This window comes from Haloferax sulfurifontis, assembly GCF_014635105.1.
Classification (GTDB): Archaea; Halobacteriota; Halobacteria; order Halobacteriales; family Haloferacaceae; genus Haloferax; species Haloferax denitrificans.
Genome location: NZ_BMCI01000011.1, coordinates 15,812 through 28,272, shown reverse-complemented (window position 1 = coordinate 28,272; position 12,461 = coordinate 15,812). Strand labels below are relative to the sequence as shown.

Here is a 12,461-nt window from a genome sequence, read left to right as displayed (position 1 = left end):
TCGGAACACTTATTATGGGTGCAACAAATGTTGTTGTATGGAAGAAAGCCACAACGGTTCGAACGACAGCCACCCCATCAACGCCGACGTCGTCGCGGAGTTCGCCGAGATGCACAACACCACGACCGCAGTTGTCGACGCCGTCCTCACCGCCGCGCAGGACGACCTCTCGCACTACGTCGCCGAGATTCGCGAGGATGCTTCGCAGACCGTCGCCGAAGACGAGTCGACGCTGGTCGTGCTCGACGGCGGGCACCTCTGGAACGACGTCGCCAAAGAGATTCGCAACGACATCGACGCGGACGAACACGTGCTCAACAGTCTGTCGTCGATTCTCGGCGGGACTCACGACCGCCAGTTCAAGTCGTTCGGGGGGCGCAAGCTCACCGGCTACGGCAAGCAACAGGCCGTGAACGCCCTGAGCACCGCTGACGGCGTGTTCATCCAGAAGGCCGAGCCGGAGGACTCGGCGGGCGACGTCGACGTTGCGTGGCGCATCCGCCACGACCTCGGGTACAAGCAACCGTTCAACTACAACGCCGAGGCCATCGCGACCGTCACGGGCGACAAGGGGACGCTCAAAATCACGCGGACGTACTGCGCCATCCCCGACGACATGACCGACGAGGACCGCGACGCCATCATCGTCGACTCCGAGGCCCGGCACGTCGAGAGTGACACGCTCGTCGACGAGCGCCGCGAGACGTGGTCGATGTCGAAGCAACTCTACGAGACGGGCGGTCGTCGCGACCAGTACGACTCCGCTCTGCGCGAGTGGGTCTACGCGAACCACACGGGCGACTTCGGGGCCGAGTACGACCTGCTCGACGACGCGCTCGCGACGTGTGACGAGTGCGGCGCGTTCCCGGAGCACGACGCCGGCGTCTACGTCGACCAGCGCCCGACGAACAACTTCGCGCCCGACCGCAAGGACACGCTGTGCAACCACTGCCGGGCGAACTTCCTCGCCGAGCACACGATGCTGTCCCAACAGGAAGCCGAGGTCTACGCGCTCAAAGAGTCCGGTCTGAGCCACAGCGCGACGGCCGACGCGCTCGACATCTCGAAGTCGCAGGTCGGGACGGTCTTCGCCCGCATCTTTGACAAGAAGCTCGCGACCGCCGAGCGCACGGTCGAACTCGTGAAGCCGCTACACTAACTCGCCAGACAACTGCCATGACACTCGCAGAAGTTACTCTCGACGACTACGACATCGGTACGACCGGGACGGACGTCCTCGCGGAAGAGATTCGCATCATCGTCGACGGACGTCAGCGCTCCATCGGGACGGGGACCGTTCTCGCCTCCGAGGGCCGGGTTTTCGAGTCGGTTCCGAAGAACCGCCGGCACTTTCAATTCGAGGGCTTTCACCCCGTCACGAACACTCTTGGAGAGCTAAGTTGGGTCGCGTGCTTGACGACGACGGGGGTCGATGGCCCACGCTATGCCCACCTGTCGGAAATTGTCGATGCGGTTTCCGAGGGTGCGATGGAACTCAAGGAGGCTGAGAGCACATGAAGTACACCGACGAGGACCTGATTCGGGCACTCCAGAACCTCGCCGAGACACTCGGGTCGAAACCCACGGCGGCGGAGAACCAAGCCCACCCCGCGACGCCAAGTACACAGACGTACACGCGCCGGTTTGGGAGTTGGAACGAGGCGCTCGAAGCGGCCGGATTTCGAGCTGGCCCGCTCACCGAAGACGACCTCACGGAGATGATTCGGGACCTTGCCGACGACCTCGACCGCGTCCCCACTGTCGGCGACGTGAATGACGCGGAGGACCTGCCGCACGTCTGGACGTTCCAAGACCGCTTCGGGACGTGGAACGAGGCCGTCCGCGCGGCAGGATTCGATGCGAACCCCGGCTCGAACATCGACGCGCCCGACGATGACGATCTGCTCGAAGCACTCGCCGATTTGACGCGGGAGTTGGGCCGCGTCCCGACGCGCGACGAGATGGACGAGCGCGGCCGGTACGGGACGACAGTCTATCAACGGCGGTTCGGGGGCTGGAAAAGCGCGCTCCGCGAACTCGGACTCTCTCGCGACAGCCAACTGGCTGATTTTGACCGCCGGACACTCATCGAGGAGCTTCGAGAGTTCGCGAACTACGGCGGCAGGGGACCGACCGCGTCGGTCAAAATTCGCGACATGAGACATCGTGGGCCGCATTCATACAACGTCTATAACAGTTGATGGTAATACGATTTCTTTATTCAGTCTGCACCGCGAATATTTGTCGGGCGATTCATCGTCATTCTCGAATTTACTCACGAGCGTAATCAGTCCTTCTTCTCTGATTCCTGATACTGTTCACCGAGCGGCTTCACCCGGAGTTCGCCGAAGCCGTATCGGGAGTGTGAGCCGACCCGCGTGAGGCCGTTCTTCGCAGTCTCCACCGGGCGGTCTCCGAGGTACTTCACGACCTGTCCGTGGTCAACCGTCTGAAGGCGGAACACCTCACGCTGTTCGAGGATTTTCTCCTCACGGAGCCGCAGGTCGTCGCGGTTCTCCGCCCACCACCACGGGACAGGCCGGTCGTTCGTGTCCGGGTACTCCGATTCGAGGACGAACGGTGTCACCAACTCGATGAGGTACGTCTCCGCGCCTTCGAGCCGCGAGTAGTCCAGTTCATCGAGGTCCACCATCTGGGTGTCTTTCAGCGCGACCTCGCCGTAGCCGTAGTTGCGCTTACCGCCGAACTGGATGCCCTCCAGCACGTCCTCGCCGAGCGGGAGTACCGTCGGGTCATCGGCGTGCAGGTAGGCGTGAACGTACCACTTCGTCGTCTGGCGGTCCTTGCGTTGGTCGGGCCGCCGCCCCATGATGGTCTCGTGAGCCAGCACGGGGTGGCCGCCGTGAACGCGGAGATCGTGCGTGTTCAGTGCGTCCCGAGCGCGGGTATCCAGCATCCACGAATGTGACGCCTGCCGCTGAAGGAACAGGTCGTCGTACGCCTCCACGTCTGGCAGGCCACTCCCGAGGTACGGGCGAATGCCCGACTGGGAGTGTTCCTCGGGGAACGTCCCGAACTGACCGGGCACGAACACCCCGTGACTGGCCGACACCGCCGCGTGCGTCTCGGGATCGAGGTGCTGGCCGAGAGCGTGCAGGATGGCGTTCCCGCTCACGTAGTAGGGGTGGCCGATGTAGTCCATCCGCAGTTCCCAGAGGACCTGCTGGATGCGCGTCATCGGTCGGGCCTCCACGCGGCGAAGTCCTCGATGTACTGGAGGGCGGTACTCCACGACCACATCCGCCGTAGGTTCGCATCGAGCGTCATGTCGTACTTGTCGTGGTCGGTATCGAGCGGGTGCGCCGTCAGGCGGTTCCACGCCGACGCCCACGACCGCCACGGGCGACTCCCGAGCCGGGCAGAGGGACGCCCGCCGTCCTCGATGTCGATGCGGAGCGCGAACTCATCGCCGTCGAAGACGGTGCGGAACGGGACGACCTCACCCACCGGGTCCACGATGAGCCGGAGGTCGGCGAACTCGTGCCCGTCGCGGTAATTGTCAAGCAGGGCCGCCACGAGGAGCGTGTGGAACTTCAGCGAAGTGTACGGGTGATACACTGTTTCGCTGAACGCGGCGGCCACGTCGGACGCCAGCCACCGCTCGTGGGCGGCCTGTGCGTCCTCGGTGGCGATGAGGTTCGATACTTCACTCTCGATGGTCGTCCGCGTGAACGTCTCCGGGTCGTAGACCGTCTCCCCGGTGAGCAGGGACAGCCGGTAGTGGTCTGCGTGCGTCGGGACAGTCTGCTTCTGCACGTCCAGCGGACGCGAGAGCGCCGCCGCATCGCCGTCCGCGCCCTCAGGCACCGACTGGTTCACGGGAACGCCAGCGAACTCCTCGCGGGCGTCCTCGTGGCTCTCGCCAGTGAACTTGTGGGCGTCGTGGCGGTACGCAGTGAGCATCGCGTCGCTCATGAGGCGTCCTCCACGCGCTCAGCGAGCGCCGACTGGAACTCGGGGAGGTACTCGTCGGCCCACTCGTCGTCTTTCGCGTCCATCTTCTTCGTGTTGCCCTTGCCCCGGTCGAAGACTCGCCGGAGTTCGGTCTCGTTGTAGAGCGGGTTCACGAGTTCGCAGTCCACGATCCCGCCGCCGAAGTTCCGAGCGCCACCCAGCTGGTGCATGAAGTCGGTCTGGTGGGCGTCGAGGTAGTCGATGCCCTCAGCGAGCAGGGCGATGAACTCGGGTTTGGGCTCTCGAAAGGAGAGGTGCCACGCGCCGTCGAGGTTCGCTACAGCGTCTACCTCGGTGTTCCGAAGCGGTTCACGGTTGTCCTCGCGGTTGCGAGAGACGATGTTTCGGTTCAGGCGGCGGTAGTGGCCTTCGGCCTGTCCGCGCGTGTAGTCCACGCTGGAGCGGACGGGCGAGAACTTGATGGGCCGCCGCATCACCTTGCCGGGGCGATTGCCGAAGCCGCCGAAGAGGTCGTGAATCACGCACCCGTCGCCGTCTTCGTCTTCGAGGCAGTCGCCTTTCGGGTGATACCCGGCGTCGAGGTCGCGCGAGTACACGCCGTCCTTGCGGAAGTTGGCGTTGGCTTCGCCGGGGTGACAGGCGGTACCGTCGCGTTCGTGGACGGCCTTCTCCATCCCGTGGCGAAGCCAGCCCGAGAGGCTGAACGCGGGGATGATGCCGCCGATCTGGTTCTGCGGGTCGTTGTCCTCGTAGTTGCCGTTGGAGGCGTGATGGCGGTCGGTCATGATGCTGTCGTCGATGACGAGTAGGTCCGAGCGGATGCGGACAAACACGTCGCGGAATTCAGATGTCTTCATTTGTGTTTGGGTTTCAGCGTGCTTCGAGCGCGGCCTCCAGCGCCTCGATGGAGCCGTAGGCGACCGCACCGACTCGGTACTCTTTGTAGGTCTCGCCACCGTCTGTGCGGACGATACGAGCCGTCACGCGGGCGTTACTCGCCATCTGAACCTCCGCCGTATTGGTTCATCATGTGGTCATCCCAGTGGGATTCACGCCACTCTTCGACCTCGTTGGCGGCGTCGATGAGCGACTGTCCGACCTTGCGAGCTTCGTCCGGCTCCATCGCCGCACCCATGTTGATGGCACCGAAGAACACCTCCAGCGCAACCGGAATCTCCGTCTGACTGGGGTACATCTCGACGGAGACGTTCACCTCATCACTGTAGTTCTCGGCTGTGAGCGACCCGGAGAAACCTTCGTGACGCACTTCTCGCGGGAACTCTTTCTCGCCCTCACCGTCTCTGATATCGGACGGCGGCGTGTCGGTGTAGAGGCGGAGTTGGTCGCCGTGCGGGAGTCCCCAGACAGCGGCGGCGGCCCCGAGGAACTGACGGCGCGAAGTCATTCGTCACCCCCCTCATCGTGCGTTTCTTCCCACCACGATCCACGGTGTTCGGGAATCTCGGTGTAGCCCTGCCGCACCGACTCAGCGAGGCGTTCGAGGAGATCGGCGACATCGTGCCGGGGGAGACCGTTCGTTTCTGCCTCGTGAAGGGCTTCCTCGATGCTGTAGGCGAGGTTGCTGATGCCCGAAGGCAGACCGTTACCGTTGCCGTTTTGACCGCTGGGTTCGTCGTTCGACATGGGTTCTTCAATTGCTGGGGAACCCAGTCCGAGTGTTCCAACCACTCGGACGTTTCCTCGAAGGGTCACGTCCCAAGGGACCGGGCTTCCACACCCATTAGTTAATCGAATAATGGTATAAGCCTTTCCATTCGTTCACCAACTAATGGTTTTATGAGGTCCGGACTCCAATAGCCACTTGAATAATGGGCGATGTAGAATACGATATGCCCGGAAAAGACCGCGATGAAGAGAGCGGTCAATATACCGACACGTACTCCGCAGAGGCGATGCTCAGAGCAATACGTGAACTCGGTGGATTGGCTGGAACAAGTGATGTTGCTGAGGAAGTCGGTTGTGCGCGTGACACCGCGTACAAGAAGCTGAAAAAACTGCAAGACGAAAACCGCGTCGAGAGTCGAAAAGTTGGTGGCGCACTCGTTTGGCATGTGGTTGAGGGAAATGAATGAGGGGCGAGGACAGTCCCCGAGACTATGACCGGGAGTTCACGACACCGCTGGAGTTCCGTGTTCGGCGTCGAATCGGCTACAGCCACGACCACGGGATGGTGACGCGGTTCGTGGTTCAGCTGGAGTACCGATTTGACGACGGGTGGCGGGAGGTTGTTCGCTTCGACCACGACCCCGAGGGCGAACAGGACCATGACGTGACTGTCGAGGGCGTCCACATGGACGTCTACCGGGACGGCGAGAAGATTCGGTCGCCGGAAATCTTCCCACCGATGCCCGCGAACGACGCGCTCACGAGCGCCGAAGAACACTTGACCCAGCACGGCGAAAGGTACATCAAGAGGTTCGAGGAATGGCACGACATCAGGAGGAACCGATGACCGACGAAGAACTCGAAGAATTCCAAGACGCGGTGGAGAAACAGGGCGAAGAGCTACGTGACGCGCTCGCCGAAGACCTTGGTGGCGACCCCGACGACTACCGGAAGCGCCCGGTCGCTGACGGCGGCGAGTGATTCTGAGTTTCTTCTTGGGCCGATAGTAGCGTTGACTGGCATGATTTATCGGGGATGAGTGACATCGGGGCGTGTGGACAAAGACGCGAACCGCGACCCCGAAACGGAGGGCGAAATCAACAGGCGACGCGAAGAGAGGGCAGAAATCGGAAAGGGCTACAGAGCGGCCCGTCGGAAGCTCCCGGACAGCCCAGCAGACGACCCGTGGGGCTACATGGAACTCCCGACCCGAAACCCGGCAGACTACGAAATCCCGCCGCTGTGGGAGGCGCTGGCCGATAGCGCATCCCGCGTTCGGTGGCGGACGGAACGGAACTCCCTCACGGGAGAGCCGGGTGCAGACATCTTTGACCCTATCGCCGCGACTATCGGCGAGACACGGCTGTTTCCGCACTACTGGGACAAAGGAGACAACGCCGACCTCACGCGGAACCTCGACGGCGAGGAAGCGACGCGCGTGTACCTGTACATGGACCTCTCGCCACTCCCCGAGTACCGCGTCGCCGACCGGATCGGCATGGCCCGCGTCCGCGACGCCCTCGACATCGAGAACTCGGTGAGCCAATCCACGCTGAACCGGATGCCCGGACGCATGGACAAGGAGCGCCGCTACTACTTGGCGAGTGAGACCGAGACGCTCGTGCGCCAGTGGCAGGACACAAAGTACGAGGACTGGGTGCGGAACCCGACGCCCGACACCATCGCACCCGATGGCGAGGGCGTTCCGCCGGTCCAGACGCTCGTACGCGAGCTGCGCTCGGAGACGTTCAAGTACATCCGGCTGAAGCGCGACGCCAGTACGAGCGTCTCGAAGGACGCGGCGATGCGCGTGTTGGTGGCCGCTGCGAACGGCAACGCCTTCGTCAACGACGCGGCGGAGAACCTCGACCTCAAACCGTGGTACGACGGGTCGGAGATTCCCACGGGACAGACGCTCATCTACCACATTCGGAAGTCTACGCGGGAGCAGATCACGCAGATGTTCATGGAGGCGAACGAGCCGCTCTTCGAGATCGCCGCCGACCACGACTACTTCCCCGACCGGGCAGAGGTCGCCATCGACATCACGGACTGGCCGTACTACGGCGACCCGGACTCGGACGAGTACGTTCGCGGGACGAAGCCGGGACGGAACTACGCGAGAGCGTGGAAGTACATCACGCTCTCGCTCGTTGGGACGGACACGCCGTTCATCCTACTCGTTCTTCCCGTCAGGAAGCGGTCGGAGGCTCCGCAGTACGTCCGGCGGCTTCTCCGGTTCGCAAACCAGTATCTCGACCTTCACCGTGTCTACTTGGACGCTGGCACCGAGTTCTACAACTCCGACACCATCTCGACGGTGAACGAGTTCGGGCTGGAGTTGGTGATGCAGGGCCGGAAGTCCGGCTCTGACATCAAGCATTTCTTGAACGGGATGGGGTGGCTGGACATGGAGTCGTCGTACATCCCGTACGGCGTCGGCGACCTCGACGAAGACAACTACCACGCGGTCGGCGTGAAGTCCGAGAAGAAGTCCAAACTCCGCAAGTCGAAGCCTGAGAAGCCGATGGACGACTACACGTACTTTTATACGAACATCGATCCGAGCGAGGTGCCGCCGGAGGAACTCGCCAGCGACTACCGGCGACGTTGGGGCATCGAAACGGGCTTTCGTGTCCTCAAAGAGGAGTTCCTCTCGAAGTCGGCATCGCCGGATTCGGTGGTTCGGACGTTCTACTTCAACTTCGCGGCACATCTCTACAACATCTGGACGGTAGCGAATATTCGGCGGGCGGACGAACTCGATGTGGACCTGAGCGAGGGCAAACAGTTCACGGCGGGGCGGCTGATGCAGGCCATCGAGGACGACCCGTACGACCTCGACATCCCGACCGAACCACCAGAAACCAGACAAGTATTCGGTGAGTTATTTTAGCAGGGCCGGGGCGCGTTGAGAAGTCGTTTCAGTTTCACACGCGAAACTGAATAAAGAAACCGTACTACCATCTACTGATAAGCGAATTTTTGGCTCGTGGGATGCGGCACTCGTCGAGGCGGGGCTTGACCCTCGAAAGACGATAACTCGCGAAGACGTGCTCGACGAGATTCGCCGTGTTGCGAGCGAATTGGGGCTCGAACCCGGCGATGCGGCCCCGACCGTCGAAGACCTATCTGAGCATGGTGAGATGTCGCTTCACTCCATCCTGCATCACTTCGATACCTGGAACGGCGCAGTCAGCGCCGCGGGGTTCACGCCGAACGAGGGCCGCCCGAGCTACACGCCCGAGTACGGCGATATGGACCTCCTCAAAGAGATTCGGCGCGTCGCCGACGAGATGGCCGAAACCCCAACCACCGACGAGTTCGAATCCCGGAGCCAAGTCGGGACCACGACCATCGAGCAACGGTTCGGGAGCTGGCATCGAGCACTGAAGCTCGCGGGTCTGCGGCCGCGCCGACAAAGTCCGGGCGGGACGCCGCGAGGCTCGTCGACGGCAGTGGACGTCAACCGTGTGGTTGGTGGTGCGGACGCGCCGCGCATCGACCGGGTCAGCATCTCGGCCGGCGGCACCCGGCACCCGGTATCTGTCGGCGACTTCATCCTTGACAAGTGGTCGCCACTGCTCTCGTACGAGGTCGTCGACATCCGTGTTGGGACCGACGCCCTCGCGCCTATCTGGGAGGTCGTGACAACCCCAACCGACCTCGAAGCGCCGCTCACGAGAACGTTCTATGGGGACGAACTCGCAGAGTGGATTCAACATGGCTACCGTTCTAAGCCGCACGTGTCGATACTCCACAGCGAGTAGTTCGAAAATGCTCACCAAATCCCGGTGAGCACGTCGGGAAACCACCCAACTGTTCTACAAAGCTTCAATATCGCAGACAGTCTTGGGCGGATATGCGTTTTCAGCGAGACGACCACGGGTTTGGGACGGTCGCGACACTCGACATCGAGACGACGCACTACGACGCCGAGCGGGGTGAGGTCGTGTCCGTCGGCATCGGCCACCACGAACTCGGCGCGCCCGCCGGCGAAGCCGAGTACGAGCTGTTCCATCGCGACGTCGACGGCGAACCGGCACTCATCACCCGCTCGATGGACTATCTCAACGGCCTCGACGCCGACGGCCTCGTAACGTACAACGGCCGCGGCTTCGACGTGGAGTTCCTGGTCGACCGGATGTACCGTCTCGGGGAGGACAACCCACGTCCGGAACTCGACGGCGACGACACGCATATCGACATCTTCGCCGACCGGAAGCAACGCGCCGACCAGCGGGGCGAAAAGTGGCCGGCTCTGGAGGAGTGTCTGGAGTCGTACGACCTCCCGGTGCCGAAGACGCTCTGGAACGGCCGCACGGTGACGAACAAGCTGTTCGGCCGCGAGGTCGGGCCGGTGTTCCTCGATGCGGTCGCGTCCGATAGCGACGACGTGGCGGCCTTCCACGACCTCATCGACCACTACCTTCGAACCGACTTAGAAGCGAACCTCGCGCTCTACTACGCCGACATCGGCCGCGACTTCGAACCCGTGCATCTCGGGACCGAGACGTCCGTCGACGTGTAGGCGCGAACAGATCGGCGCGACGCGGGTCGCTAAAACAGGGCTATTTTCCGGGGCGATTCACTCACGCTGTTCGTCGTCGACGGCGGTGAGCATCAGCGCCCGGTCGAGTTCGAGGAGCGCCGCGCCGACGTGGCTGTCAGCGTCGAACTGGTACATCTGCGCGTTCCCGGCTTTCCGCGTCGGCTTGATGACGCCGAGGTCGAGGAGGTCGCCGAGGTTCCGGTCGACGGTCATCCGAGTCACGTCGGCGGCCTTCGCGATGTCGGTCTTGTTGAGGTCTTCGTGCCGGCGTGCGAGCATCCCGAGGAGAATCGCTGGCTTCGACCCGTCGCCGAGAAGGTCCTCCCAACGCGTCCCGCTCACTTCGTCGATGGCCTCACCGTGGGTGTGTTCTGGCATGAGTAATACAACGACAACGAGTGTTATAATACTTGCTACTGTGAGTTACGCCGCTGTAACATAGGTTAGGTAGGTTTATTAGTGTGTAACATCTATGTGGTAGTACAGGAGGTGAAAAACATGGAATTTCATGCAATCAAGCTCCGAATCGTCGAGAAGATGGCGCGCAAGGAGTTCGTTGGTGCGTCGACGGTCGCCGTCGACGACGTGACGAACTGGCTTCCGTCCCACGCACAGGGCGACGCGAAGGACGCGCTGAACGCGCTCGAACGGAAGGGCGTCGTCGTGACTCCGCGTGTTGGCTACGTGCGTCTCTCGTCAATGGAGAACGCCGTCGAGTGGATTGAGAGCCACGACGGCGACGTACCGTTCAACGCGAGGTAGAAGCCCCCACAAGGGGCGTCTCGCGGTGGTGAATCGACTCCCGACTATCATCTTTCTTTCGACGGTCATGGTGGTTCGAAGCGCAGACAGGACCGCTACAAGTGCTTATAATGGCTCCCGTCTGGCGATTAGGACGATTCGAACGTGACGCCGGCCGCCGTCCGCGCTTGGCGCTTGGTCGCCTCGTCGACCTCGAAGCCGCCGGTGTCAGCCCGCTCGGAAAACCGCTCGGCGATGTTCAGCCCGAAGTTGACCGTCTCGACTATCGTCGCTTCCTCCGGGGTCAACGCCCCCTGCTCGCGGACGTCTCTCGGTGGGCGCGAGTGTTCCCACACATCGAGGAGTTCGGACGCACTTAGCGTGAGCGCGTACTGGTAGAACGTCAGCGCGTGGCGCTGGAGGTCGGCATCGCGGACGCTCGCGAACGCGTCAGCGCAGTCCTCGTCTCTGGTGGACGCTGGGACGAACTCGGTGCTGATAGCGCGTGTCTCACACGCCCGGTCGGTGAGCGCCGACTGCCCGGACACGACGACGGGGGCGAGAAGTTGGTATTCGGTCACGGTCCCATCGGCGTTCCCCCGCGCTTCGGTCCCTCCGCGGTAGCCAAGCCGAAGGTACTTGTGGAGCCGTTCGCACTCACCGCTGTAGTTGTCAAACCACACCGGAGCCGACTCAGAGGAGCTGAACGCAAACGTCAGCCGCGCAGTTGTGTTGCTTGCCGGGAACGGTGTGCCATCCCACCCGAACATCTGCGTGAGGGCCGCCAGCGTCTCGGTCTTGCCCGACTCCGGGCCGCCGTAGACGTTGAGCGCCGGAAAGCCACCGCCGAGTTTTCGAATCACGGATGCAAACGGCGCGGCGTAGAACCACGCGAGGACCGGGAGCATCCGGTCGTCAACCTGCGCGTCGAGCAGGTCGGTCAGGTCCGGGAGCGGTCCGGTCGGTTCGTCCTCGGGGGCAAGCGCCCATCGGTCGACGACATCCCGGTTCGCATCCGACTCCGCGAACACCGTTGACGGCATCGTGTCCCACCCGCTGGCGGTCAGCGTGCCGTGTGGCGTCACGAACTCGCCGCCAGACAGCAGGATTCTCGATACCTCCTCGGGGTCGTACTTCTCCTCGAACAGCGACACGAGCGCCTGCGCGTCCCTGTACTTCGCCCGAGCCCGCGCCAAGTGCGATTTGACGGTGCCGACTTTCATCCCGAGGGCGTCCGCGACTTCTTCGTCCGTCCGTCCGCGCTCTTTCTCCACCACGACGCGCGCCTGCTTCCCCGACAAACCGTGTTCCTCGTACTTGTCTATCCGCTCGGGGCCGGTCGGCCGCGACTTGTCTGATTGCATCGTGGTTACAACATGTGTAACCCACTCCAAAAGGGTTACGCTGTGTGTAAACTGGAGTGTGTCACCCGGCATGCGTAGACGCCGCCGCAGTTCGTATAGCGACATGCACTATACAAACCCCGTCAAACGCTGTTCTCGCGGGGTACGAGCGCCGACGCGGGCGAATCAGGGAAAATTGGCCCCACTTTGTTTTAGACCAATAAACACACGTGTCTTTTTGGGGGTCGCCGCTGTCTGTGAAG

At 62.6% G+C, this 12,461-nt stretch carries 18 protein-coding genes; 10 read left to right on the top strand and 8 right to left on the bottom strand.

The window, feature by feature from the left end:
- Window positions 1-37: 37 nt before the first annotated feature.
- Genes IEV64_RS19475 through IEV64_RS19465 form a run of 3 tightly spaced genes read left to right on the top strand, consistent with a single transcriptional unit; the run spans window position 38 to window position 2,201 of the window.
- Window positions 38-1,159 (top strand): helix-turn-helix domain-containing protein, encoded by a 1,122-nt coding sequence (locus IEV64_RS19475; RefSeq protein WP_007273950.1) that lies wholly within the window; start codon window positions 38-40, stop codon window positions 1,157-1,159.
- A gap of 17 nt (window positions 1,160-1,176) precedes the next feature.
- Window positions 1,177-1,518 carry a hypothetical protein gene (locus IEV64_RS19470; RefSeq protein ID WP_007273951.1) on the top strand — a complete coding sequence of 114 codons (342 nt, stop codon included), beginning with the start codon at window positions 1,177-1,179 and terminating at the stop codon, window positions 1,516-1,518.
- A complete protein-coding gene (locus IEV64_RS19465) occupies window positions 1,515-2,201 on the top strand; it encodes a homing endonuclease associated repeat-containing protein (RefSeq protein WP_007273952.1) in 687 nt (228 codons plus the stop codon). Before IEV64_RS19470 ends, IEV64_RS19465 begins: the two co-directional genes overlap by 4 nt.
- Window positions 2,202-2,287: 86 nt before the next feature.
- On the opposite strand, the gene IEV64_RS19460 is transcribed toward IEV64_RS19465, so the two are convergent.
- Genes IEV64_RS19460 through IEV64_RS19440 form a run of 6 tightly spaced genes read right to left on the bottom strand, consistent with a single transcriptional unit; the run spans window position 2,288 to window position 5,580 of the window.
- Window positions 2,288-3,199 (bottom strand): hypothetical protein, encoded by a 912-nt coding sequence (locus IEV64_RS19460; protein ID WP_007273953.1) that lies wholly within the window; start codon window positions 3,197-3,199, stop codon window positions 2,288-2,290.
- Window positions 3,196-3,936 (bottom strand): DUF8168 family protein, encoded by a 741-nt coding sequence (locus tag IEV64_RS19455; RefSeq protein ID WP_007273954.1) that lies wholly within the window; start codon window positions 3,934-3,936, stop codon window positions 3,196-3,198. Before IEV64_RS19455 ends, IEV64_RS19460 begins: the two co-directional genes overlap by 4 nt.
- Window positions 3,933-4,793: a hypothetical protein gene (locus IEV64_RS19450; RefSeq protein WP_007273955.1), complete on the bottom strand. Its 861-nt coding sequence runs from the start codon at window positions 4,791-4,793 to the stop codon at window positions 3,933-3,935. Before IEV64_RS19450 ends, IEV64_RS19455 begins: the two co-directional genes overlap by 4 nt.
- Before the next feature lie 13 nt (window positions 4,794-4,806).
- Window positions 4,807-4,938, bottom strand: coding sequence for a hypothetical protein (locus IEV64_RS20020; RefSeq protein WP_007273956.1), 132 nt, complete (start codon window positions 4,936-4,938; stop codon window positions 4,807-4,809).
- Window positions 4,928-5,341 carry a hypothetical protein gene (locus tag IEV64_RS19445; RefSeq protein ID WP_007273957.1) on the bottom strand — a complete coding sequence of 138 codons (414 nt, stop codon included), beginning with the start codon at window positions 5,339-5,341 and terminating at the stop codon, window positions 4,928-4,930. Before IEV64_RS19445 ends, IEV64_RS20020 begins: the two co-directional genes overlap by 11 nt.
- Window positions 5,338-5,580 (bottom strand): hypothetical protein, encoded by a 243-nt coding sequence (locus tag IEV64_RS19440; protein WP_007273958.1) that lies wholly within the window; start codon window positions 5,578-5,580, stop codon window positions 5,338-5,340. Before IEV64_RS19440 ends, IEV64_RS19445 begins: the two co-directional genes overlap by 4 nt.
- Before the next feature lie 185 nt (window positions 5,581-5,765).
- Between IEV64_RS19440 and IEV64_RS19435 the strand changes: the two genes are divergently transcribed.
- From IEV64_RS19435 to IEV64_RS19410, 6 genes are all read left to right on the top strand, one after another.
- The gene (locus tag IEV64_RS19435) at window positions 5,766-6,029 is read left to right on the top strand and encodes a helix-turn-helix domain-containing protein (protein ID WP_229722762.1); all 264 of its coding nucleotides are present in this window, start codon (window positions 5,766-5,768) and stop codon (window positions 6,027-6,029) included.
- A complete protein-coding gene (locus IEV64_RS19430) occupies window positions 6,026-6,409 on the top strand; it encodes a DUF7718 family protein (RefSeq protein WP_007273960.1) in 384 nt (127 codons plus the stop codon). Before IEV64_RS19435 ends, IEV64_RS19430 begins: the two co-directional genes overlap by 4 nt.
- A complete protein-coding gene (locus IEV64_RS19425) occupies window positions 6,406-6,543 on the top strand; it encodes a hypothetical protein (RefSeq protein ID WP_161618813.1) in 138 nt (45 codons plus the stop codon). The genes IEV64_RS19430 and IEV64_RS19425 overlap by 4 nt, the downstream gene beginning before the upstream one ends.
- A gap of 73 nt (window positions 6,544-6,616) precedes the next feature.
- Window positions 6,617-8,458, top strand: a complete 1,842-nt coding sequence (locus tag IEV64_RS19420) for a transposase (RefSeq protein WP_007273961.1) — start codon at window positions 6,617-6,619, stop codon at window positions 8,456-8,458.
- A 46-nt stretch (window positions 8,459-8,504) separates the two neighbouring features.
- Window positions 8,505-9,332, top strand: coding sequence for a homing endonuclease associated repeat-containing protein (locus tag IEV64_RS19415; RefSeq protein ID WP_306452320.1), 828 nt, complete (start codon window positions 8,505-8,507; stop codon window positions 9,330-9,332).
- Window positions 9,333-9,424: 92 nt separating this feature from the next.
- Window positions 9,425-10,093, top strand: coding sequence for a ribonuclease H-like domain-containing protein (locus IEV64_RS19410; RefSeq protein ID WP_007273963.1), 669 nt, complete (start codon window positions 9,425-9,427; stop codon window positions 10,091-10,093).
- Window positions 10,094-10,150: 57 nt separating this feature from the next.
- Here the strand turns inward: IEV64_RS19410 and IEV64_RS19405 are convergent, their stop codons facing one another.
- Window positions 10,151-10,492, bottom strand: a complete 342-nt coding sequence (locus IEV64_RS19405) for a helix-turn-helix domain-containing protein (protein ID WP_007273964.1) — start codon at window positions 10,490-10,492, stop codon at window positions 10,151-10,153.
- Window positions 10,493-10,612: 120 nt separating this feature from the next.
- Between IEV64_RS19405 and IEV64_RS19400 the strand changes: the two genes are divergently transcribed.
- Complete coding sequence (locus IEV64_RS19400; RefSeq protein WP_007273965.1) at window positions 10,613-10,876, top strand: hypothetical protein; 264 nt, start codon at window positions 10,613-10,615, stop codon at window positions 10,874-10,876.
- Between the two features lie 128 nt (window positions 10,877-11,004).
- Here the strand turns inward: IEV64_RS19400 and IEV64_RS19395 are convergent, their stop codons facing one another.
- Window positions 11,005-12,219: a helix-turn-helix transcriptional regulator gene (locus IEV64_RS19395; RefSeq protein ID WP_007273966.1), complete on the bottom strand. Its 1,215-nt coding sequence runs from the start codon at window positions 12,217-12,219 to the stop codon at window positions 11,005-11,007.
- Window positions 12,220-12,461: the final 242 nt, after the last annotated feature.